Here is a 20,610-nt window from a genome sequence, read left to right as displayed (position 1 = left end):
GACACAAGCAGGAGCAGTGAACCGGTGGATCTGGCCAGATTTCGCAGCCGATCGTTGTGTTCAAATACAAGGCATGGCCCTGACGCTCGGCGGCGAACCGCTCCACGTGCAGCTCTCGCGCGACCTCGACGCGATCGTCAGGTCGGTCGTCGCCAGCGTGGCCGACCTGGCCCCGACGTACGCCGGACTGCCGCGGGAGCAGGTCCTGCACGAGTTCGCGGCGATCGTCGCGACGACCACCCGGGCCTTCATCGAGGTCGTGCGGACCGGGGAGATGCCCTCCCCGGAGGACCTCGAGCCGATGGCGGTCGCGGCGGGGCTGCGTGCGGAGGAGGGGTTCCCGCTCAGCGACATCCTGACCGCCTACCACGTGGGGATCAGCCTCGTCTTCGACGACGTCGTCCCGCGGGCCACCGCCGGTGACCAGGCGACGCTCAACCAGGTCTACAAGCTGCTGCTGGGCTTCCTCGCACGGGTCATGGAGGCGGCCAGCCGGGGCTGGCTGGCCGCGAGCAGCGAGACCCTCCGTGAAGCCCACGGCGCGCGTCAGGCACTGCTCGACGCCGTGCTGGGAGCCGATGACGCGCGCGCCACGGCGGACCGCGTCGGGCTGCGGCTGTCTCCGGAGTACGGCGTGATGGCGCTGCGGATCGGCCCGCACCCGGACGAGGTCACGCCGGGGGTCGAGCCGGCCGTCGCCGCGCGCCGCAAGCTGCGCCGGCTGCGCCACGCGCTCGAGATCGCGCAACCCGAGGCGCTCGCCTCGATGACCGCGACCGCGGCGACCGTGCTGGTCCCCGTGGGTGCATCGGTCCAGCACCCGGGGCCGGAGCGGATCGTCCAGGAGATGGCGCGCGCTGCGGGTGCGCCGATCCTCGCGGCGTACGAGGCCGCTCCGGTGGCGGGTGTCGCCGACGCGCTGGCGCTGGCGACCGAGGTGCTCGACGTCGCTGCGGGACTCGGCTGGACGACGGGAGTCGTCCGGCTCCAGGACGTCGCCGTTGCCTATCAGCTGACCCGGCCCAGCGCCGCCACGCGCCGGCTGGCCGGCCTGCTGGCTCCGTTGTCCGACCAGCCCGACCTGCTGCTGACCCTCGACACCCTCGCCGCAGAGCGCCTCAACCGCCGGCGGACGGCCAAGGCGCTCAACGTCCACGTCAACACCGTCAACTACCGGCTCAACCGGATCCGCGACCTCACGGGCCTCGACCCCGCCGATGCCGTGGACACCCAGACGCTGCTCGCCGCCCTCGCTGCCGGACGGGCGGCGCGCGAGTGAGGCTGGGTCTGGGTCTGGGGCCCGGGTCTGCGTCCTGGGCTCAGGCGGCCCGGGGCGCTGTGACGCGGTAACGCACGAAGCCAGGGATGGCGACAGCGGCGAGCACGGTCAGCACCACGACGAGTACGCCGCCGCCGGCTGCGGCAGCCGCCGTGCCGACGAGGACGGCGGCGCCACCGTGGGCGACGTCGGCGATCCGCGGACCACCTGCGACGACCACGACGAAGACGCCCTGGAGCCGTCCGCGCATCTCGTCGGTGGCGGCGGTCTGGAGCATCGCCATGCGGAACGCAGCCGAGACCATGTCGGCAGCGCCGCCGATGACCAGCATCGCGACCGCGAGCCAGAGCATGACGAGCGCAGTCGTGCCGCCCCACCCGACCGACTCGGCCACGAAGACCGCGATGCCGAACCCGGTGATCGCCAGGCCCCACGCCACGATCGCGACGACGACCGCGAGACCCTGCCGCTCCACCCGCGAGACCCAGCCGGAGAGCACGCCACCGAGCACGGCACCGGCCGGGATGGCGGCGAAGAGGACCGCGAACACGATGCCGCCTTCCGCTGCGCCGCCGAAGGTCTCGTGCGCCATCTCCGGGAAGAGCGCACGCGGCATGCCGAAGACCATCGCGATGATGTCGACGAGGAACGACATCATCAGCACCGGCTGGGTGCGCAGGTAGGCGAAGCCGTCGACCACGCTGCGCAGGCCGGGCGGCGACCCGGTCGCCCCCTGGACCGGCATCGACGGCAGGAACCAGACCGCCGTCACCGTCGCGAACAGGCAGAGCGTGTCGATGCCGTAGAGCCAGGTGAGCCCCACGACCGGGATGAGGACGCCGGCCAGCAGGGGGCCGGCGATCGCGCCGGCCTGGAAGACGGTCATGCTCAGCGCGTTGGCCGCCGGCAGCAGGTCGTCGGGGAGGAGTCGCGGAACGACCGCCCCGATCGTCGGCGCCTCGACGGCGAAGAACGCCTGCTGCACGGCGAAGAGGCAGAGCAGCAGCCAGGGGTCGGTGTTGCCCATCGCCGCCTGCAGCCAGAAGAGGCCGCTCGTGACCACCAGGCCACTCGAGGTGATCCGCAGGATCGTACGGCGGTCGAAGTGGTCGGCGAGCGCACCACCCCACAGGCCGAAGACGACGAGCGGGACCAGGCCGAAGAGGCCGGTGAGACCGACGTACGCGCTGGAGCCGGTGATGGCATAGATCTGCGCGGGGACCGCGACGACGGTGAGCTGCGCGCCGATCATCGTGATGACGTGCGCGGAGAAGAGCCGGCGGTAGTCGCGGTGCTTCAGCGGCGTGATGTCAGCGACCAGTCCCCGGATTCCCACCGCGGGATTCTCTCAGGCGGCTCACGACGTCATAGGAGGTGGTCGTCGTAGCAGCCAGCTCGCATGACGTCACGGGTCAGTGGAGGGGTCTCTCGTCGCGGGTGGGCACGAGCGCGATCGCGGCGAGCGGGAAGAGCGCCGACAGCGCGAACGTCGCGGGGTGCCCCCAGTGGGTGATGGTGAGGCCGGCGAGCGGCGCGCAGAGCGCGGCGGTGAGGTACTGCGCGGTGTTCTGTACGCCGAGTGCCCGCCCGCTCCAGTACGGCCCGGCGCGCTCGGCGGTCGCGGTGAAGGCGAGGCCGTTGTCGGCGACCGTGATGATCGTGGCGACGGTCAGCAGCAGGACGCTCACCGCCCACCCGAGCCACGCCGTCAGGCCGAGCAGCGCCATGGTCGCGACCGCGCCGATCGCGATCCACCGCATCGGGCGCATCCGCCCGCCGACGGCATCGGAGAGCGCACCGCTGGCGATCCGGCCGAGGGCGCCGAGCAGCTGGGTGCCGGCGACGAGGAGCCCCGCGGGGCTGGGCTCCCAGCCGCGGTCGTCCAGGAGCCAGACCAGGGCGTAGGTCCAGACCAGGAACTGCGGCACCACGAGCAGGATGCTCGCGACGTGGATCCGCTGCAGGTAGGAGCTCTGCCGGTAGGGGTTGGCGGTGTGCTCGACGTGTCGCGGCGGGCGCGGTGGGTCGAGCACGACGAGGGTGACCGCGACGGCGGCGACAGCAGCCGCGGCCGGGGAGACGAGAAGGGCCGCGGCGATGCCTTCGTGGGCGGAGATGACGGGGATGGTGACCGCCGCGACGCCGACCCCGACGGGCTGCGCCATCTGCCGGATCCCCATCGCGAGTCCGCGCCGGCCTGGCGGGAACCAGCCGACGACCACCCGCCCGCTCGCGCTCGAGGTGCTGGCCGCGAACGCGCCGGCCAGGAAGAGAGCCGCCCCGAGCTGGAGCGTGCTGTCGGCGAGGAGGGCGCCGACGCCGGCGAGCGTCGTGCCGCCGAGACCGGCCAGGAGGACGGCCCGCTCGCCGATGCGGTCGACGGCCGCGCCCCAGAGCAGCAGGGTGCAGAGGACGCCGACCAGTGGCAGCGCCGCCAGCGTGCCGGCCTGGGTCAGGCTCAGCCCGCGGTCGTCGACGAGGACCGGGATCAGGAACGCCGCCCCGTTGATCGCCACGCTCGCCGCCGCCTGCGCGCAGGTGCTCACCCCGAGCATCGCCCACCGCCGGCGAGCGCTCACCTCGAGGGCGGGGGCAGCGGGATCGGCGGACATGGCCACGATTCTCCCTGAGGGTGTCCGGGCATCGAGGCGGACCTCAGGCGGGTGGGCGCCCGTGAGCGGCGAGCCGGGCCGGGCCGCCCCAGCCCTCCTCGAACTCGACCACCGCGACCGCCGATGTCGGCAGCTCGATGCCGGCCCCGGTCAGGTCGGCGACCAGTTCCTCCAGACCGGGGTTGTGCCCGACGAGGACCACGGTCGACGCGGCCTCGGGGAGTACCCGCACGAGGGCGACGAGGTCGCGTCCCCACGCGGCGTACACGCGCTCGTCGGTGGCCACCTCGGGGACTGTGGGCAGTGCTTCCGCCACGATCGCCCACGTCTGCTGCGCGCGGCGGGCCGGGGAGACCAGGGCGAGGTCGACGGCGGGGTGGTGGGCCGCGATCCAGGCCGCCGACTCGGGAGCCTGGCGCAGCCCGCGGCGGGCGAGCGGCCGCTCGCGGTCCGGCTCGTCGCCTGCCCAGTCGGACTTGGCGTGGCGTACGACGACCAGCGAGCGCATGGGAGAAGCGTGCCATGTTCGCGGCGTGGGTACGTCGAGTGCATGACCGAGCACGACCGCCACGCCTCCATGCCCTCGGACGAGGGCGACGACCTCGGCTTCTTCGACCGCTTCGCGACCGCGACGGCCGGGCTGGTGAGCCGGGCACCCTTCTTCGCGCTCGCCGTCGGTCTCGTGCTCGTCTGGCTGCTCGAGGGCGTCATCGTGGTCATCGCGTCCGGCGACCCGAAGAAGTTCATCTCGGACACCTACCAGCTGCAGATCAACACGCTGACGACGATCATCACGTTCCTCCTCGTCGCGCTGCTGCAGAACACCCAGACCCGCGCAGACAAGGCCACGCAGGAGAAGCTCAACGCGATCGCCGACGCACTCGCCGACCTGATGCGCGAGTTCGCGGAGGACCAGGGCCGCGAGGAGCTCGAGAAGGACGCCAAGGAGCTCTCCGACGCGGTCGGGCTCGAGAAGATCGTCAGCGCCGACGACAAGTAGCCGGCGTTCCCCTTCGCTGGCCTTGGCGGGTGAAATGCAGTGAGGGGCCGGACCCTTGCGGATCCGGCCCCTCGACCTGTCGGGCTGACAGGATTTGAACCTGCGGCCTCTTCGTCCCGAACGAAGCGCGCTACCAAACTGCGCCACAGCCCGAACGTGAACCACGTGGGCTCACGAGCAAGGGAGCATAGCGGGTTCCGCGGCCCGCCCTGAAATCGGGTGCCGCTCAGCGGGGGATCAGTGTCATCAGCGTGGCCTCGGGGCGGCAGGCGACGCGGAACCGGACATACGGATTGGTGCCGAGGCCCGCGCTGACGTGGAGCCATGCAGAGCCCGGGTCGTCCGGGCGGGAGTCGGCGGGATGCCGGTGCAGGCCCTTCACGCGGGCCGGCTCGAGGTCGCAGTTGGTCGTGAGGGCGCCGATGCGGGGCAGGCAGACCTGGCCCCCGTGCGTGTGGCCCGCGACGATCGCGTCGTACCCCTGTGTGGTGAAGCGGTCCAGCGCGCGGAGGTACGGCGCGTGCACGACGCCGAGCCGCACGTCGGCGTCGGCGGGGGCCGGCGGCACTGACGCGAGGTCGTCGCGACTGATGTGGGGGTCGTCGACGCCCGCGAAGGCGACGTCGACACCTCGGACGGTGAGCCGCCCGGGCTGGTTGGAGAGGTCGAGCCAGCCGGCGTCGGTGAAGCCGCGCACGAGCTCGCCCCACGGGAGGTGCGGGCGGTTGAGGTTCCGCTTGCCGTCGTCCGGCAGGAGGTACTTGAACGGGTTGCGCAGGCCCGGGTCGTAGTAGTCGTTGGAGCCGAGCACGAAGGCGCCAGGACGCTCGAGCAGCGGCGCGAACGCGTCGAGCGCCGCCGGCACCGCACGCATGTGGGCCAGGTTGTCGCCGGTGTTGACGACGAGGTCCGGCTCGAGCTCTGCGAGCGACCGGACGAACGCCTGCTTCTTCCGCTGTCCGGGCGTCACGTGGAAGTCGGTCACGTGCAGCACCCGCAGCGGAGCATGGCCCGGCGGGAGGAGCGGGACCGACACGTGCCGCACCGTGTAGGCACGCGCCTCGCACGCGGCGTACGTCGCCAGGGCGGCGCCGGCGACGAGGCCGGTGCCGATGGTCCGGCGAGCGAGTCGCAAACCGCTGGGGGACATGCTGGCAAGGCTGCCACAATGGCTCCCATGAGTGCTCTGAAGGACCAGCTCCGCGCCGACCTGACCGCTTCGATGAAGGCGCGTGAGACCGAGCGGTCCGGCACGCTGCGCATGCTCATGACCGCGATCGGCAACGCGGAGGTCGCTGGCAAGGAGAAGGTCGAGCTCACCGACGAGCAGGTCCTCGCCGTGCTGACCACCGAGGCGAAGAAGCGTCGCGAGGCCGCCGCTGCCTTCGACGAGGGCGGCCGCACCGAGATGGCGGAGAAGGAGCGCACCGAGCTCGCCGTCATCGTCGACTACCTGCCCGAGCAGCTCACCGAGGACGAGATCGCCCGGATCGTCGCCGATGCCGTGGCGAAGACCGGAGCCGCCGGTGAGGGCATGCGGGCGATGGGCAAGGTCATGGGCGTCGTGCAGCCGCAGGTGAAGGGCCGGGCCGACGGCGGCCTGGTCGCTGCCGAGGTGAAGAAGCAGCTCGCCGGCGCCTGACGCCGCCAGAACCCGGGTCTCGGCGGACGAGACCCGGGTGTCGACCGGGCGGGGACAGACGGGGCGGGGTCAGTCGTCCCCGTCGCCTCCGCCGCCCCTGCCGTCGCCCGGCTTCGGGCTGGTGGTGGTGTCGGCGGGCTTCTTCTTCTTGGTGGGCTTCGGCTTCGGCGGCGGGACGTACGGCGTGCCGTCGCTGACGTAGATCGTCACCAGGTCGCCGCTGCCGGTCGTGTCGCCGATGCTGGGGCTGGTGTAGGCCACCGTGCCCTGCGGATAGCTGGAGTCGACCTGGCCGCCGGAGATCTCGACCTTGAAGCCGGCGTCCTCGAGGACGCGACGCGCCTCCTCGGTGTTCATGCCGTAGACCGACGGGACCTTGACCAGGACACCCTTGATGTCCTCGCCGGACGGCACCTCGAACGGGGTGTCGGGCAGCCATTGCGCGACCGCGTCCATCGCGGCGTCCCAGATCGGGCCGGTCGTGCCAGCACCGGAGCCGTTGCCGATGTAGCGTCCGCCGATCGACTGGCCGTTGAGGGTGATCGGGTGGCCCTCGTCGTTGACGCCGCCGATGAACGCCGACACCGAGAGGTTGGGCGTGTAGCCGGTCAGCCAGGTCGCCCACGACTTCGTCTCGGTGCCGGTCTTGCCGGCGACCGGCTGGCCGATGCTGATGCCGGACGCCGTGCCGCCCGGCTTGAAGGCGCCCTGGAGGACGTCGTTGACCGCATCGGCCACCGGGCTCGGCAGCACCTGCGTGCACGTCTTCGGGTAGCGCTTGACGGTGTTCTTGTTGGCGTCGACGAGGGCGGTCACGGGACGGGCGTCGCAGTGGATGCCGCGCGCGGCGAAGGTGGCGTAGGCCTCCGCGATCTCGAGGGGTGAGGTGACCGACGTGCCGAGCACCATAGGGGGGAAGCGCGCGCCGACAGGGACGTGCACGCCCATCTTGTTCGCGAGCTGCCACGGTTCGCAGACACCGGTCTTCGCCTCGAGCTGCGCGTAGAAGGTGTTGATGGAGCCTGCGGTGCCCGTGTACATGTTGCGCATTCCGCCGTGCTTGTCGCCGGCGTTGCCCACCGGCCACGCCTCGGTGAAGTTGCCTGCTCCCGGGCAGTTGGCGAACTCACTGCCGGAGATCGTCATCTGCGCGGGTGAGTTGAACGACGTGGTCAGAGGGATGCCCTGACGGATCGCCGCGGCGAGCACGAACGGCTTGAACGTGGAGCCCGGCATGAAGCCCCCCGAGCCGCCGAGCTCCTTGGGGACGACGTAGTTGATCATCGTCTCGCCGCGCTGCTCCTTGAGGCCCATCGGCCGCGACTGAGCGATGGCACGGACCGCGCCCGTGCCGGGCTCGACCATGGCGAGGCCGCCCACTGCGCTGTCGGTCGGGTAGACGTAGCGCTGGACGGCGTCGTCGGCGGCGTCCTGGAAGCGGGGGTCGAGCGTCGTCTTGATGGTCAGGCCGCCTGACTGCAGCAGCGCCTTGCGCTCCTCGGTCGTCGCGCCGAGCGCCGGATCCTTGAGCAGGTAGTTGACGACGTAGTCGCAGAAGAACGGCGCGCGGCTGAACATGCAGCCGTTGCGGCTCGGCGTGATCTTGAGCCCGAGGCCCTTCTTCGCCTCGGCCTTCGCCTTGTCGAGCGGGATGGCCTGGAGCTGCGCCATGCGCTCGAGCACGATGTTGCGCCGCTCGAAGGCCTTGTTGGGGTTGCGCGTGGGGTCGTAGCCGACGGGGTTCTTCACCAGGCCGGCGAGGAGGGCAGCCTGCCCGAGCGTGAGCCGCTTGGCGTCGGTCGAGAAGTAGTGGCGTGCGGCAGCCTGGACGCCGTACACCCCGTCGCCGAAGTAGGCGAGGTTGAGGTAGCGCTCGAGGATCCAGTCCTTGGTGTGCTCCTCCTCGAAGGCGATCGCATAGCGCAGCTCGCGGATCTTGCGGGCCATGCTCTCCTCGGTCGCGGCCTTCTGCTCCTCCTTGGTCTGCGCCTGGGAGACGAGCGTCAGCTTCACCATCTGCTGGGTGATCGACGAGCCGCCCTGGACCACGCTGCCGGCGGCGGAGTTGGTGGCGAGCGCGCGCAGCGTGCCCTTGAGGTCGATCGCGCCGTGCTCGTAGAAGCGGTAGTCCTCGATGGAGATGATCGCCTGGCGCATCACCTCGGCGACCTGCGTAAGGGGGACGTTGACCCTGTTCTCGTCGTAGAGCGACGCGATGCGGGTGCCGTCACTGGCGACGATCTGCGACGCCTGCGCGAGCGGCTTGGTCTCCAGCGACTCGGGCAGGTTGTTCATCGAGTCGGAGACGTCGCGGGCGGCGAAGCCCAGGACGCCGGCGAACGGGATCGCGAGGCCGGCCACGACGATGCCGAGAACGGCCGAGACCATCGCCATGACGCCCAGGTGTGCGAGCACCTGGTTGGGCGGGATCCGGTCGTCGTCGAGGGGGTCAGACATGGGCTCAGGGTACGTGAGTGCGCCGACAGGCCATGCCGGACTAGTCCGAAGTGACTACTCCTTTCTGGTCGGTCCGTGTCTGGTTAGGCCAAGTGTCCAGACCTACGTTTCTCGTGGGGACAGACATGGGGGATCGGCACACGGCCCCAATCTCTCGGAACGGGGTCAGGACATGTGGGTTGACGAGTGGTCGGGGCAGGCAGCCTGCCGCGAGACGCAGCCGGACACGCTCTTCGTCAAGGGCGCGGAGCAGAACAAGGCGAAGCAGGTCTGCTCGAGCTGCCGCGTCCGTTCCGAGTGCCTCGCCGAGGCCCTCGAGAACCGCATCGAGTGGGGCGTCTGGGGCGGCATGACCGAGCGCGAGCGTCGCGCCCTCATCCGCAACAACCCCGGTGCCTCGTGGGGCGAGGTGCTCCGCGCGGCGAAGTCCGCCGACACCCGCGTCGCGGTCTGACGTCTACCGGTCGTACGCCGCCCCCGTCGAGGCCGGCTCGCCTGACGCCCGCTCAGCCCTGGTCGGCGAGGAGCTGACCGATCCGGCGCAGGCCGTCGAGGTCGTGGACGTCGCCGGCGAGGGCCGGGACCACCGCCGTCGCGACGCCCGGGTGGGCGGTCGCAAAGCGTGACCGCAGTGCGCGCTCCCGCTCGATGATCCGCACGCGGTCAGCGTGCAGGCGCAGGAGCCCGGCGGTCAGCTCGTCGCCCGCGTCGACGTCGCCGTCGCGCAGCTTCTCCGCGGCGGCCATCGCGGCGTCCGCGGAGAGTCCGCCGGTGGCCAGGGGGCTGGCCCGGTTGACGACCAGGCCGGCGAGCGGCATCCGGTCGCCGGTGAGCCGCTCCACGAAGTACGCCGCCTCGCGCAGCGCATCGGGCTCTGGTGCAGCAACGACGAGGAACGCCGTGCCGCGGTCCTGCAGCAGCGCGTAGGTCTGCTGGGCGCGCTGGCGGAAGCCGCCGAAGAGGGTGTCGAACGCGGTGACGAACATCTTCAGGTCGGTCAGCACCTGCGCGCCGATGATCTTGGTCAGCGCGTTGACGACCAGCGAGAAGCCGGCGCCCATCACCTTGGCCGGACCCTTCGCGGGAGCGAGGAGCAGCCGGATGAAGCGGCCGTCGAGGAAGCTGGAGAGTCGCTCCGGGGCGTCGAGGAAGTCGAGCGCCGAGCGGGAGGGCGGCGTGTCGACGACGATCAGGTCGTAGGTGCCGGCAGCGCGGGCATCGCGGTGGAGCTGGCCGAGCTTCTCCATCGCCATGTACTCCTGCGTGCCCGCGAAGGAGCTCGACAGCGCGATGTAGAAGGGGTTCTCCAGGATCGCCTTCGCCTTCTCGGGCGTGGCCTGCGCCTCGACGACCTCGTCGAAGGTGCGCTTCATGTCGAGCATCATCGCGTCGAGGCTGCCCGTCGAGGCGGAGTCGGAGCCGATGCCCGGCACCGGGCGCGGGGTGTTGTCGAGCTGCTCGATGCCCATCGACTGCGCGAGGCGACGGGCCGGGTCGATCGTCAGCACGACGACCTTGCGGCCCAGCTCCGCCGCTCGCAGCGCGAGGGCCGCGGAGGTCGTCGTCTTGCCGACACCGCCCGAGCCACAGCAGACGAGGATGTGCGTCTCGGGGTCGGTGAGCAGCGCGTCGATGTCGAGCGCGGCCGTCGGAGCCGGCATACCGGGGGTGGTGGCCAGTGGTCCGCGGCGGACCTTCGGGTCGGTCGGTCGGCTCATGCGAGTCCCTGCTCCCGGAGCATGCCGGCGAGCTCGTAGAGCGCACCGAGGTCGAGGCCGCCGGCGATGCGCGGCAGCTCGTAGGTCGCGGTGCCCATCTCGGCGACGAGCGCGCGCTGGCTCTCCTCGAGCGCACGGCGCTCGGCGTGGTCGCGGGCCTCGGCGAGGAGCCCGTCGACGACCGCGTCGTCGGCGTCGACGCCGGCCTCCTGCAGGCGGGCAGCGACGGCGGCGCGGTCGACCGTGTCGTCGGCGATCGAGGCGAGCGTCGCGGCGGAGAGGTCGCGTGGGCGGACCAGGTTGACGATCACGCCGCCGACGGGGAGCCGGGCGTCGCGGAGCTCGGCGATGCCGTCGGCGGTCTCCTGGACCGGCATCTCCTCGAGGACGGTGACCAGGTGGACGGCCGTCTGTGGCGAGCGGAAGAGCGTCATCACGGTGTCGGCCTGCGCCTTGATCGGACCCACCTTCGCCAGGCCCGCGAGCTCCTTGTTGACGTTGAGGAACTGCGTGATCCGTCCGGTCGGCGGCGCGTCCAGCACGATCGCGTCGTAGCCCTGGCGGTCCTTCGACGAGGTGCCCTTGCGGCGTTCGGTCTTGGCGGCCTCGAAGACCTTGCCGGTCAGCAGCACGTCGCGGACGCCCGGCGCGATCGTGGTCGCGAACTCGATGACGCCGAAGCGGTCCAGCGCACGGCCGGCGCGACCGAGCTTGTAGTACATCGAGAGGTACTCCAGGAACGCCGACTCGGCGTCGATGTGGAGCGCGTGGACCTCGCCCGGCGTCGCGCCGTCGGCACCGGGGAGGCCCGCGGCGATCCGCCGCTCCTCGTAGGGCAGCGGGGGGACGTCGAACATCTGCGCGATGCCCTGGCGGCCCTCGACCTCGCAGAGCAGCACGCGCTTGCCGGTGCTGGCGAGGGCCAGTGCGAGGGCGGCGGCGACGGTGGACTTGCCCGTGCCGCCCTTGCCTGTCACGACGTGCAGGCGCACCTTCGCGTTGTCGGTCGTGCTCACGCGTTGAGGTTAGCGGTCATGATGGTCGCGTGAAGCCCCACTACCTCGACAAGGCCAACCCCGATGTGTACGCCGCCATGCGCGGCGCCGCCGACCTCGTCGCCAAGGCGGCGGTCGACGCGGGCCTCTCCCGGCTCCTCGTCGAGCTGGTCTGTGTGCGGGTCTCGCAGCTCAACGGCTGCGCCTACTGCCTCGACGTCCACACCACGAAGCTCCTCGCGGGCGGGGAGACGACCCAGCGCCTCGGCGTACTCACGGCGTGGCGGGAGACCGAGCTCTTCGACGAGGTGGAGCGTGCGGCGCTCGAGCTGGCGGAGGCGATCACGACGCTGCCGTCCGCCGAGGAGCGGCTGGCGATCGAGTACCGGGTCCGCGAGGTGCTCAGCGACGCCGAGTTCGGTGCGCTCTCCTGGCTGGCGATCTCGATGAACGCCTTCAACCGGGTCTCGATCACCAGTCGGCACCCGGTCCGCCCGCACCGCGCCTGAGAGGCTGTCGGCGACGGTGGCTAACCTCGACCCATGACCAAGTGGGAATACCAGGTGGCGCCCGTCCTCAACCACGTCGCGGGCCAGATCCTCAACAACTTCGGCCAGGACGGCTGGGAGCTCGTCACCATCACCGACAACGGCTCGGGCAACCTCGTGGGCTACTTCAAGCGCCCGCTGGAGGGCTGAGCCCATGAGCGGCGCAGCCACGGTCGAGGCACGCCTCGCGGAGCTCGGGCTCACCGTGCCGGACGTCGTGCCGCCGGTCGCGGCGTACGTCCCGGCGGTCCGGTCGGGCAACCACGTCTTCACCGCCGGCCAGCTGCCGATGCGTGACGGCGCCCTGATCGCCACCGGCAAGGTCGGCGACGGCGTCAGCCCGGAGCAGGCCGCGGAGTGCGCCCGCCAGTGCGCCCTCAACGCGATCGCTGCGGTCAAGTCCGTCGTCGGCGACCTCGAGAAGGTCGTGCGGGTGGTCAAGGTCGTGGCGTTCGTCGCCTCGACGCCGGACTTCACGGGCCAGCCCGGCGTGGCCAACGGCGCTTCCGAGCTCCTCGCCGCGGCGTTCGGTGACGCGGGCATCCACGCGCGCTCCGCTGTCGGCGTTCCGGTGTTGCCGCTGGACGCGCCGGTCGAGGTCGAGATCCTGGTCGAGATCGCCGACTGACATGGACCCGCGGGCCCTGCCGCCGCACCTCGTCGAGATCGCCCGGGAGTACGCCGACGGTCGGCGTACGCCGAGCGAGCCGCGCCTCGCAGCGACCGTCGTCCTGCTGCGTGACGGCACGGCGGCGCCGGGTGGGCTGGAGGCCTACCTGCTCCGACGCCACGTCGGCATGGCCTTCGCGGCGGGGATGTCGGTCTTCCCCGGCGGCGGCGTCGATCCGCGCGACGGCGAGCTCTCCGACGAGCTGTGGGCGGGCCCGCCGGTGGCCGAGTGGGCCGCCCGGCTCGGGTGCTCCGACCAGGAGGCGCGCGAGCTGGTCTGTGCCGCGGTGCGCGAGACGTTCGAGGAGTCGGGGGTCCTGCTCGCCGGCACCGCGTCCTCGGTGGTCGGCGACGCGACCGGTGCTGCCTGGGAGGCCGACCGTGTGGCGCTGGAGTCCCACGAGCTCTCCTTCGCCGACTTCCTGACCCGCCGTGGCCTGGTGCTCCGCACCGACCTGCTCGCCGGGCTCAGCGGCTGGCTGACGCCGACGTTCGAGCCGAAGCGCTACCGCACCTGGTTCTTCGTCGCCGCCCTGCCGGCGGGGCAGGTGACGCGTGACGTGTCGACCGAGTCCGACCAGGTCGCGTGGTGGTCCGTTGCGGACGCACTCGCGGCCGTCGGCGCCGGCGAGATGCTGATGCTCCCGCCGACCGTCGTCACCCTCGCCGAGCTCTACGACGCGACGTCGACCGACGCTGCGCTGGCGCTCGCGCGGGCCCTGCCGTGGGCGATGACCGAGCCGGTCTTCGACCTCGAGAGCGAGACGCTGGTGATCCCGGAGCGCTTCGGGGCTGTCGCCGCGCGAGCCCTCGAGCAGGTCGCGGCGCGATGACCTGGACGGGTGGCAGCTTCGGCGCTGTCGGTGAATGCGTCCTCGCGCCCAACGCCAACATGATGACCCTCGACGGCACCAACACCTGGATCCTCCGTGAGGAGGACTTCGGGCGCTCCGTCGTGATCGACCCCGGGCCGCTCGACGAGGGGCACCTCGCAGCGGTGGCGGACGTCGCCGGTGACGTGCAGGCCGTCCTGCTCACGCACCACCACCTCGACCACTCCGAGGGCGCGCGTGCGTTCGCGGAGCGGGTCGGCTGCGGCGTGCGGGCGCTCGACCCGGCGTACCAGCTGGGGTCCGAGGGGCTCGGCGACGGTGACGTCATCGCGGTCGGCGACCTGGAGGTCCGCGTCGTCGGCACGCCAGGCCACACTGCCGATTCGCTCTCCTTCTGGCTGCCGTCCGAAGCCGCCGTCCTGACCGGTGACACCGTGCTCGGGCGCGGCACCACCGTCGTCGCGCACCCCGACGGGCAGCTGGGGGCGTATCTCGACTCCCTCGACCGGCTCCACGCCCTCGCGGCCTCGCGCGAGATCACGTCGATCTGGCCGGGTCACGGACCGGTCATCGACGACGCCCTCGGAGCCCTCGACTTCTACATCGCGCACCGCCGCGACCGGCTCGCTCAGGTGGAGCAGGCGATCCTCGACCTCTCGGGCTGCGTATCGCTGCGGGAGGCGCTCGCCCACCTCGACCTCTCACCGGGCTCCGGTGCCCTGCTCACCCCGGCCCGTGTCGTCGAGCATGTCTACCGCGACGTGGATCCGGTGCTCTGGGGTGCTGCCGAGCTGAGCGTCCGCGCCCAGCTCGCTCACCTTGCGCGCTGAGCGACCGCCCTCGCGGCGGTAGGATGGGCAGCGGTGTGCCGGGAAGTCTGGTCGGCTCGCCCCTGACCGGGGCGGTGGATGCGACCCGACCCCGAGGAGCCCCATGCGCCGCTTGATGCGCCTTCGCTACCTGCCCGACCTCACCGCCAACGACCGGTCGTCGGTGGGCGACTTCCTCCGCAAGGAGACCGTGGGCGGAGCCCTCGCCCTCGTGGCGGCAGCCGTTGCGGTGATCTGGGCCAACACCGCCTGGGGCGACGCCTACTTCGACCTGCGCCACGTCCAGCTCGGTCCGCTCGACCTCGAGCACTGGGCGGCCGACGGCGCGCTCACCCTCTTCTTCTTCGTGGCCGGTCTGGAGCTCAAGCGCGAGTTCGTCGTCGGGTCGCTCTCGCGGCTCTCCGACGCCGTGGTGCCGATCGTCGCAGCGGCCTGTGGCGTCGCCGTACCCGCCCTGATCTACGCGATCGTCAACCTCACGATGGACGGCGGACGGCCGGAGGGATGGGCGATCCCGAGTGCCACCGACATCGCCTTCGCGCTCGCCGTGCTCGCGGTCGTCGGGTCGGCGCTGCCACCGCAGCTGCGGGCCTTCCTGCTCACGCTCGCGGTCGTCGACGACCTGATCGTCATCGTGATCATCGCGGCCTTCTACTCGTCGAGCCTGCACCTCACCTCGCTCGCGCTCGCCGCCGCCTGCCTGGTGGCGTGGTGGCTCCTCCAGCACTTCCGCGTCCAGCTCTGGCTGGTCTTCATCGTGCTCGCCGTGGCGGCGTGGTGGTTCATGCACGAGAGCGGCATCCACGCGACCATCGCCGGTGTCGCGCTGGGCCTCCTCACCCGCGTACGCCGCGACGAGGGCGAGCAGGTCAGCCCCGCGGAGTTCCTCGAGCACCAGCTCCACCCGCTGTCCGCCGGCTTCGCCGTGCCGGTCTTCGCCTTCATGTCGGCGGGCGTCGCGGTCACGGGTGGACTGTCGCTCGCCTCCGAGCCGGTGGTGCTCGGCGTCGTGCTGGGCCTGGTCCTCGGCAAGCCGATCGGTGTCCTCGGCGGCTCCTGGCTGCTCTGCCGGCTGACGCGTGCCGACATCGACGACGACGTGCACTGGCGCGACGTCGCGGCGGTCGCGGTGCTGGCCGGCGTCGGCTTCACCGTCAGCCTGCTGGTCTCCGAGCTCTCCTTCGCCGGCGAGGCACGCGAGGAGGCGAAGACGGCTGTGCTCGTGGCGTCGCTGACCGCGGCCCTGCTGGCGGCCGCGCTGCTCGGCGTACGCAACCGTGCCCACCGGGTGGCACGCATCAGCCGTGACCGCGGCGGGCACGTCGGGTGTGTAGAGTCGCGAACCGACCAGCCCGACGCACAGGAGACCTGATTCCGTGGCCGAGAACCAGATGCTGCCCCAGCAGGACGAGCCGACGATCGGCAAGCTCGTCGTCGACGCGCAGCGCGACATCTCCAAGCTGATCTCCTCGGAGATCCAGCTGGCGAAGGCCGAGCTCAAGGTGAGCGTGAAGGCGGGCGGCTTCGGTGCCGTCTTCTTCGCCGTCGCTGCGTTCCTCGGCCTGATGGCCCTCATCATCTTCTCGGTCGCCGCGGCGTACCTCATCCACTGGAACGGCTCCGGCCTCGACCTGCACTGGGCGTTCCTGATCGTGACCGGCTTCTACCTGCTGCTGGCGGGCATCCTCGCCTTCCTCGGCATCCGCAGCGTGAAGAAGGTCAGTGGCCCGAAGCGCGCGCTCGCGCAGGCCAAGCAGAACAAGAAGGCCTTCAAGCACTGAGTGCCGAAGCGGCGCGAACCTGCACCGCAACGTGCTCGAGGCGGCGTGAACTCACGCCGCCTCGACGCATTTCTGCTGCAGGTTCGCGCCGCTTCGGGGTGGTCGGAGTGCAGGTTCGCGCCGCTTCGGCGAGCGGGTGGTCGGGGTCCAGGAGATCAGCCGGCGCAGCGACCGGTGTTGACCTCCGCCGTTGCCGCGATGCCACGGTCGCGGGCCTCGGCGACTGCCTTCGGGGTGAGCGCGTAGCCCGTGTCACGGTCGGAGACCGAGGCGGCGAAGATGACGCCGACGACGTTGCCCGCGGTGTCGACGAGCGGGCCGCCGGAGTTGCCCGGGCGGATCAGGCCACGCAGCGAGTAAACCTCGCGCAGCACCGAGCCCTCGCCGTAGATGTCAGGGGAGCGGAGCTTCTGCTGCGCGCGGACGCGGGCTGACTGCACGTTGTACGGCCCGTCGAGCGGGTAGCCGAGGATGGCGACCTTGGCGTTGCGCGCCGCACCGCTGCCGAAGCGGAGCGGGTCGATGCCGAGGTCGGGCACGGCGAGCACCGCGACGTCGACCTGCGGGTTGTAGTAGACGACCTCGGCATCGACGGTGCGCTCGCCGACGAGCACCTTCGGGTCGCTCACGCCCGCGACGACGTGCGCGTTGGTCATCAGCCGGTCCTCGCGGATCACGAACGCCGTGCCCTCCACGCCCCGGCCGCACGCGTTGTTGCCGTGCACCTTGAGTACGGCGCGCCCCGCGCGCTGCACGTCGGGGTCACGGAGCACCTGGGCCGAGGGCGGGTCGACCGCGACGATCCGCTCGGGTGCGAACGGCTCGAGGTAGCGCGGGAAGAAGGTGGTGCCGACGACGTCGTTGAAGGCCTGCAGTCCCTGGAAGGCCTGATCGGGCAGGGTCCGGTCGACCGCACGGAGCACCTGCGACTCGCGGACGACGGGCGTCACCGGCCCCAGGCGCGAGCCGGAGATCGCGACACCGAGGGCCCACGCGACCAGCAGGACCGCCGCCATCGAGAGCGCGGCTCCACCGACGGCGTCGAGCGCCCGCACCGGCTGCCAGCGGATCTTCGCGCGCACCCGCGCCCCGACGTACTGGAAGAGGGCCTGGCCGATGGTCGCGCAGAGGATGACGACGAAGAGCGCGCCGAGCGAGACCCAGAGCCCGGGGGAGGCGTTGCCCAGCAGGTGCGGCGCGGCCCAGATGCCGACGAGGCCACCGACGAGCAGGCCGATCGTCGCGAAGGCGCCGGTGATGAAGCCCTGCCAGTAGCCCGACAGTGCGTACGCCGCCAGCAGGATCAGCAGGAGCCAGTCGAGGAAGTTCATCGGGGGCCTTCGGGGAACTCGGAATTCGGCTCGGGATAGGTCGGCAAGGGCCGGCCTTCATTGCCGCGTCCGACGATCATCCACTCCTCGACAGGGTGTTCGCGTTCTTCGTCCCATGGGCGTGTCCAGCCGACGTGGTCGAAGAGGCGGGAGACCAGCCCGGCGGTGAAGCCCCAGAGCACGCCACCGTCGGGCAGCAGGAAACCCGGGCCCCGGAAGCCCATCGGGTGGACCATCGTCACCCGGATCGACGGGTCGAGCAGGACCGCGATCGGCACCCGCAGGACGGCATGGACCTCGTCGGGGGAGACCACGTGGACCGGTGACTCCTCACGCCACCAGCCGAGCACGGTGGTCACGGCGAAGTTGCTCGGCGGGAGCCAGATCTCGGGCAGCGCGCCGAAGACGTCGACGCCGGAGGGCTCCAGGCCGCACTCCTCCTGGGCCTCCCGCAGTGCGGCCGCGACCGGACCCTCGTCGTCGGGGTCCAAGCTGCCTCCGGGGAAGGAGATCTGTCCCGGGTGCGAGCGCATCGTGTGCGAGCGCTCGGTGAAGAGGAGGTCCGGGCCGCCGGGGCCCTCGCCGAAGAGCATCAGTACGGCGGCTTCGCGGGGCGACGGACCGTCGTCGGGCGCGCTGAAGCGGGTGAGGTCGGTGGCCTTGACCGTGTCGAGCGAGGTGGCGACCGGGTCGAGCCAGTCCGGCAGGCCGTTCATCGGCTGCTCGCGCTGGACGTTGCAGCCGACGCCGGAGACGCCGTGGGGGCCGGCGTCCGCGGTGGTGGCGCAGGGTGACGCTCGAGGACGTCGTCGCCGAGGTGCTCCTTGACGAGTGCCTCGAGCTCGGCCAGCGACTCGATCTCCATGGCGCGCGAGCGCGGGGCGTCGTCGTCCTCGCTCCACGTGGTCAGCTCCCCGTCGGCATCGAGGAAGGCGAGCGTCGGAAGCAGGGGGATCCGCATCCCTGCGGCCTCGAGGTCCGCGGGGGCGTCGGCCAGCAGGGGGAAGGTCACCTTGCTCCGGCTGATCAGGTCGAGTGCGGCGGCGGGGCGCACGTCCTTGTAGTCGATGCCCAGGACGCTGACCCGGCCGGCGTAGCGCTTCGCGAAGCGCTGGAAGATCGGCAGCTCGCGGCGGCAGGGTCCGCACCAGCTCGCCCAGAACGTGATCACCATCGGCCCGCGGAGCCGCGCGAGGTCGACGTCCTCGCCGCCACCCAGGCACGGGAGGGTGACATCGGGAAGGCTGCCGTCTGCTGTCCGCTTGGGGGCGGTCGGCTGTACGCACGGCTCGACGCGGGCGGCCGCCTTCTGCGCGCGGAGAGCCGGGGTGTCGACGTCGACCCGCAGCTCGGTGACCGTGCCCAGGTCGTTGCCGGGGGCGCAGGCGGCCAGCAGGGCCGTGGCCGTGGCCAGCGCGACGGCCCGGATCATGCGCGTCCCTCCGTGCGGACCAGCTTCGCCGCCTCGCCCGGATCGGTCGGCCCCTCGCCGTACGCCGGGCACCAGCGCGCCACGGGACACGCACCGCACGCGGGCTTGCGCGCGTGGCAGATCCGGCGGCCGTGCCAGATGACGTGGTGCGAGAGCATCGTCCAGTCGCGCTTGGGGAAGAGGGCGCCGACTGCGTGCTCGACCTTGACGGGGTCGGTCTCCTCGGTCCAGCCGAAGCGGCGGACCAGGCGCCCGAAGTGCGTGTCGACGGTGATGCCGGGGACGTCGAAGGCGTTGCCGAGCACGACGTTGGCGGTCTTGCGGCCGACGCCGGGAAGGGTCACCAGGTCGTCGAGCCGGCCCGGCACCTCGCCGTCGTAGCGCTCCACGAGGGCGGCGGAGAGCTTGAGGAGGGACTCGGTCTTGGCGCGGAAGAAGCCGAGCGGACCGACGATCTCCTCGAGGCTCGCGCGGTCGGCCTCGGCCATCGCAGCGGGCGTCGGGTAGGCGCCGAAGAGGACCGGGCGCACCTTGTTGACCCGCTTGTCCGTCGTCTGCGCGCTGAGGACGGTGACGACCAGCAGCTGGAACGGGTCGTCGAAGTCGAGCTCGCAACTCGCGTCGGGGTAGGTCTCGCCGAGCACGCGGTCGACCTTGCGGGCGCGGCGTACGAGTGCGGTGCCGGGCGGGGTCGCGGGGTGCGCCCCGGAGCGCGTCGCGGGGCGGACGGAGGAGGCGGCGGGCACGCCGACAGCCTACGGGGACAGGTGTGGACGGCGGTGCGGAGAGGAACCCGAGGTCTCTTGTGTGGTTGGATCCACATGTGACCGACCGCACGGTATTCTGCGGGCGAGACTCGCCTGCCCCGTGTGGCTGACCCGATGGAGGAAATGTGGACAACGACGTGCTGCGTCAGGCTCCGCTCTTCAGCGCCCTCGATGACGAGGCCGCTTCCGCCCTGCGTGCGTCGATGGCGGAGTCGCGCCTTCGCCGTGGCGAGATCCTGTTCCACGAGGGTGACTCGGGCGACAAGCTCTACATCGTCCTCGACGGCAAGGTGAAGCTCGGCCGCACCTCCTCCGACGGCCGGGAGAACCTCCTCGCGATCCTCGGCCCCGGCCAGATGTTCGGTGAGCTCTCGCTCTTCGACCCGGGCCCGCGCTCGGCGACGGTCACCACCGTGACCGACGCGTCGTTCGCCTCGCTGTCCCACGAGGACCTGCTGAAGTGGCTCGAGGGCCGTCCGCTGGTCGCCCACTCGCTGCTCGCGCAGCTCGCGACCCGCCTGCGCAAGGCCAACGACGTCGTGGCCGACCTGGTTTTCTCCGACGTGCCCGGCCGTGTCGCCAAGGCGCTGCTCGACCTCGCCGACCGCTTCGGCCGCACCGCCGACGACGGCGTCCACGTCCACCACGACCTCACCCAGGAGGAGCTCGCCCAGCTGGTCGGCGCCTCCCGCGAGACGGTCAACAAGGCGCTCGCC

At 71.6% G+C, this 20,610-nt stretch carries 23 protein-coding genes and 1 tRNA gene; 12 read left to right on the top strand and 12 right to left on the bottom strand.

Annotation, left to right across the window (positions count from 1 at the left end; genetic code table 11):
- Positions 1-73 precede the first annotated feature (73 nt).
- Positions 74-1,279, top strand: a complete 1,206-nt coding sequence (locus tag VLF38_RS00500) for a helix-turn-helix domain-containing protein (protein ID WP_325269332.1) — start codon at positions 74-76, stop codon at positions 1,277-1,279.
- A gap of 40 nt (positions 1,280-1,319) precedes the next feature.
- Here VLF38_RS00500 and VLF38_RS00495 read toward each other — a convergent pair whose 3' ends face one another.
- The 3 genes from VLF38_RS00495 to VLF38_RS00485 all read right to left on the bottom strand — a co-directional run bounded on the left by VLF38_RS00495 (position 1,320) and on the right by VLF38_RS00485 (position 4,399).
- Entirely contained in the window at positions 1,320-2,615 is a 1,296-nt protein-coding gene (locus VLF38_RS00495; protein ID WP_325269331.1) for an MFS transporter, read from the bottom strand.
- Positions 2,616-2,691: 76 nt separating this feature from the next.
- Positions 2,692-3,891 (bottom strand): MFS transporter, encoded by a 1,200-nt coding sequence (locus VLF38_RS00490; protein ID WP_325269330.1) that lies wholly within the window; start codon positions 3,889-3,891, stop codon positions 2,692-2,694.
- A 43-nt stretch (positions 3,892-3,934) separates the two neighbouring features.
- Entirely contained in the window at positions 3,935-4,399 is a 465-nt protein-coding gene (locus tag VLF38_RS00485) for a SixA phosphatase family protein (RefSeq protein WP_325269329.1), read from the bottom strand.
- Between the two features lie 42 nt (positions 4,400-4,441).
- On the opposite strand from VLF38_RS00485, the gene VLF38_RS00480 reads away from it, so the two are divergent.
- The gene (locus VLF38_RS00480; protein WP_325269328.1) at positions 4,442-4,891 is read left to right on the top strand and encodes a low affinity iron permease family protein; all 450 of its coding nucleotides are present in this window, start codon (positions 4,442-4,444) and stop codon (positions 4,889-4,891) included.
- A 79-nt stretch (positions 4,892-4,970) separates the two neighbouring features.
- Here VLF38_RS00480 and VLF38_RS00475 read toward each other — a convergent pair.
- Together VLF38_RS00475 and VLF38_RS00470 are read right to left on the bottom strand one after the other, a co-directional pair.
- Positions 4,971-5,044 (bottom strand) — tRNA-Pro (locus VLF38_RS00475).
- 73 nt (positions 5,045-5,117) lie between these two features.
- A complete protein-coding gene (locus VLF38_RS00470; RefSeq protein ID WP_325269327.1) occupies positions 5,118-6,041 on the bottom strand; it encodes a metallophosphoesterase in 924 nt (307 codons plus the stop codon).
- Between the two features lie 27 nt (positions 6,042-6,068).
- Here VLF38_RS00470 and VLF38_RS00465 point away from each other — a divergent pair, with 27 nt between their 5' ends.
- A complete protein-coding gene (locus VLF38_RS00465; protein ID WP_325269326.1) occupies positions 6,069-6,533 on the top strand; it encodes a GatB/YqeY domain-containing protein in 465 nt (154 codons plus the stop codon).
- A 69-nt stretch (positions 6,534-6,602) separates the two neighbouring features.
- Here the strand turns inward: VLF38_RS00465 and VLF38_RS00460 are convergent, their stop codons facing one another.
- Positions 6,603-8,990 carry a penicillin-binding protein gene (locus tag VLF38_RS00460; protein ID WP_325269325.1) on the bottom strand — a complete coding sequence of 796 codons (2,388 nt, stop codon included), beginning with the start codon at positions 8,988-8,990 and terminating at the stop codon, positions 6,603-6,605.
- Positions 8,991-9,162: 172 nt separating this feature from the next.
- Between VLF38_RS00460 and VLF38_RS00455 the strand changes: the two genes are divergently transcribed.
- On the top strand, positions 9,163-9,444 hold the full coding sequence (locus tag VLF38_RS00455; RefSeq protein ID WP_325269324.1) for a WhiB family transcriptional regulator: 282 nt from the start codon (positions 9,163-9,165) through the stop codon (positions 9,442-9,444).
- 52 nt (positions 9,445-9,496) lie between these two features.
- Here the strand turns inward: VLF38_RS00455 and VLF38_RS00450 are convergent, their stop codons facing one another.
- Positions 9,497-10,651, bottom strand: a complete 1,155-nt coding sequence (locus tag VLF38_RS00450) for an ArsA family ATPase (protein ID WP_325269346.1) — start codon at positions 10,649-10,651, stop codon at positions 9,497-9,499.
- Between the two features lie 53 nt (positions 10,652-10,704).
- Entirely contained in the window at positions 10,705-11,724 is a 1,020-nt protein-coding gene (locus tag VLF38_RS00445; RefSeq protein ID WP_325269323.1) for an ArsA-related P-loop ATPase, read from the bottom strand.
- A 29-nt stretch (positions 11,725-11,753) separates the two neighbouring features.
- Between VLF38_RS00445 and VLF38_RS00440 the strand changes: the two genes are divergently transcribed.
- The 7 genes from VLF38_RS00440 to VLF38_RS00410 all read left to right on the top strand — a co-directional run bounded on the left by VLF38_RS00440 (position 11,754) and on the right by VLF38_RS00410 (position 16,364).
- Positions 11,754-12,212 carry a carboxymuconolactone decarboxylase family protein gene (locus VLF38_RS00440; RefSeq protein ID WP_325269322.1) on the top strand — a complete coding sequence of 153 codons (459 nt, stop codon included), beginning with the start codon at positions 11,754-11,756 and terminating at the stop codon, positions 12,210-12,212.
- A 33-nt stretch (positions 12,213-12,245) separates the two neighbouring features.
- The gene (locus tag VLF38_RS00435; protein ID WP_120059925.1) at positions 12,246-12,401 is read left to right on the top strand and encodes a DUF4177 domain-containing protein; all 156 of its coding nucleotides are present in this window, start codon (positions 12,246-12,248) and stop codon (positions 12,399-12,401) included.
- Between the two features lie 4 nt (positions 12,402-12,405).
- Positions 12,406-12,879 carry a RidA family protein gene (locus tag VLF38_RS00430; protein WP_325269321.1) on the top strand — a complete coding sequence of 158 codons (474 nt, stop codon included), beginning with the start codon at positions 12,406-12,408 and terminating at the stop codon, positions 12,877-12,879.
- Between the two features lies 1 nt (position 12,880).
- Positions 12,881-13,753 (top strand): NUDIX hydrolase, encoded by an 873-nt coding sequence (locus tag VLF38_RS00425; RefSeq protein WP_325269320.1) that lies wholly within the window; start codon positions 12,881-12,883, stop codon positions 13,751-13,753.
- Positions 13,750-14,583 carry an MBL fold metallo-hydrolase gene (locus tag VLF38_RS00420; protein WP_325269319.1) on the top strand — a complete coding sequence of 278 codons (834 nt, stop codon included), beginning with the start codon at positions 13,750-13,752 and terminating at the stop codon, positions 14,581-14,583. The genes VLF38_RS00425 and VLF38_RS00420 overlap by 4 nt, the downstream gene beginning before the upstream one ends.
- 103 nt (positions 14,584-14,686) lie before the next feature.
- Positions 14,687-15,955 carry a Na+/H+ antiporter NhaA gene (gene nhaA / locus VLF38_RS00415; RefSeq protein WP_325269318.1) on the top strand — a complete coding sequence of 423 codons (1,269 nt, stop codon included), beginning with the start codon at positions 14,687-14,689 and terminating at the stop codon, positions 15,953-15,955.
- 4 nt (positions 15,956-15,959) lie between these two features.
- Positions 15,960-16,364, top strand: coding sequence for a phage holin family protein (locus VLF38_RS00410; protein ID WP_325269317.1), 405 nt, complete (start codon positions 15,960-15,962; stop codon positions 16,362-16,364).
- Positions 16,365-16,519: 155 nt separating this feature from the next.
- Here VLF38_RS00410 and VLF38_RS00405 read toward each other — a convergent pair whose 3' ends face one another.
- From VLF38_RS00405 to nth, 4 genes are read right to left on the bottom strand one after another with little or no spacing between them, the layout of a single operon-like run.
- Positions 16,520-17,695 (bottom strand): MarP family serine protease, encoded by a 1,176-nt coding sequence (locus VLF38_RS00405; RefSeq protein ID WP_325269316.1) that lies wholly within the window; start codon positions 17,693-17,695, stop codon positions 16,520-16,522.
- Positions 17,692-18,411, bottom strand: a complete 720-nt coding sequence (locus VLF38_RS00400) for a CoA pyrophosphatase (protein WP_325269315.1) — start codon at positions 18,409-18,411, stop codon at positions 17,692-17,694. The genes VLF38_RS00405 and VLF38_RS00400 overlap by 4 nt, the downstream gene beginning before the upstream one ends.
- A complete protein-coding gene (locus VLF38_RS00395) occupies positions 18,408-19,127 on the bottom strand; it encodes a TlpA disulfide reductase family protein (RefSeq protein ID WP_325269314.1) in 720 nt (239 codons plus the stop codon). Before VLF38_RS00395 ends, VLF38_RS00400 begins: the two co-directional genes overlap by 4 nt.
- The gene (gene nth / locus VLF38_RS00390; protein ID WP_325269313.1) at positions 19,124-19,873 is read right to left on the bottom strand and encodes an endonuclease III; all 750 of its coding nucleotides are present in this window, start codon (positions 19,871-19,873) and stop codon (positions 19,124-19,126) included. Before nth ends, VLF38_RS00395 begins: the two co-directional genes overlap by 4 nt.
- Positions 19,874-20,019: 146 nt before the next feature.
- On the opposite strand from nth, the gene VLF38_RS00385 reads away from it, so the two are divergent.
- The coding region (locus VLF38_RS00385; RefSeq protein ID WP_325269312.1) for a Crp/Fnr family transcriptional regulator at positions 20,020-20,610 on the top strand (591 nt) is incomplete at its 3' end.

The sequence above is a fragment of the Nocardioides sp. genome, from assembly GCF_035481145.1.
Taxonomy (GTDB): Bacteria; Actinomycetota; Actinomycetes; order Propionibacteriales; family Nocardioidaceae; genus Nocardioides.
This window is presented reverse-complemented; position numbering and strand designations above follow the sequence as displayed.

Coding starts and splice junctions, on each gene's coding strand:
- VLF38_RS00500 (WP_325269332.1), top strand. CDS start 74: ATGGCCCTGACGCTCGGCGGCGAACCGCTCCACGTGCAGCTCTCGCGC.
- VLF38_RS00490 (WP_325269330.1), bottom strand. CDS start 3,891: ATGTCCGCCGATCCCGCTGCCCCCGCCCTCGAGGTGAGCGCTCGCCGG.
- VLF38_RS00485 (WP_325269329.1), bottom strand. CDS start 4,399: ATGCGCTCGCTGGTCGTCGTACGCCACGCCAAGTCCGACTGGGCAGGC.
- VLF38_RS00480 (WP_325269328.1), top strand. CDS start 4,442: ATGACCGAGCACGACCGCCACGCCTCCATGCCCTCGGACGAGGGCGAC.
- VLF38_RS00470 (WP_325269327.1), bottom strand. CDS start 6,041: ATGTCCCCCAGCGGTTTGCGACTCGCTCGCCGGACCATCGGCACCGGC.
- VLF38_RS00465 (WP_325269326.1), top strand. CDS start 6,069: ATGAGTGCTCTGAAGGACCAGCTCCGCGCCGACCTGACCGCTTCGATG.
- VLF38_RS00460 (WP_325269325.1), bottom strand. CDS start 8,990: ATGTCTGACCCCCTCGACGACGACCGGATCCCGCCCAACCAGGTGCTC.
- VLF38_RS00455 (WP_325269324.1), top strand. CDS start 9,163: ATGTGGGTTGACGAGTGGTCGGGGCAGGCAGCCTGCCGCGAGACGCAG.
- VLF38_RS00450 (WP_325269346.1), bottom strand. CDS start 10,651: ATGCCGGCTCCGACGGCCGCGCTCGACATCGACGCGCTGCTCACCGAC.
- VLF38_RS00435 (WP_120059925.1), top strand. CDS start 12,246: ATGACCAAGTGGGAATACCAGGTGGCGCCCGTCCTCAACCACGTCGCG.
- VLF38_RS00430 (WP_325269321.1), top strand. CDS start 12,406: ATGAGCGGCGCAGCCACGGTCGAGGCACGCCTCGCGGAGCTCGGGCTC.
- VLF38_RS00425 (WP_325269320.1), top strand. CDS start 12,881: ATGGACCCGCGGGCCCTGCCGCCGCACCTCGTCGAGATCGCCCGGGAG.
- VLF38_RS00420 (WP_325269319.1), top strand. CDS start 13,750: ATGACCTGGACGGGTGGCAGCTTCGGCGCTGTCGGTGAATGCGTCCTC.
- nhaA (WP_325269318.1), top strand. CDS start 14,687: ATGCGCCGCTTGATGCGCCTTCGCTACCTGCCCGACCTCACCGCCAAC.
- VLF38_RS00405 (WP_325269316.1), bottom strand. CDS start 17,695: ATGAACTTCCTCGACTGGCTCCTGCTGATCCTGCTGGCGGCGTACGCA.
- VLF38_RS00400 (WP_325269315.1), bottom strand. CDS start 18,411: ATGAACGGCCTGCCGGACTGGCTCGACCCGGTCGCCACCTCGCTCGAC.
- VLF38_RS00395 (WP_325269314.1), bottom strand. CDS start 19,127: ATGATCCGGGCCGTCGCGCTGGCCACGGCCACGGCCCTGCTGGCCGCC.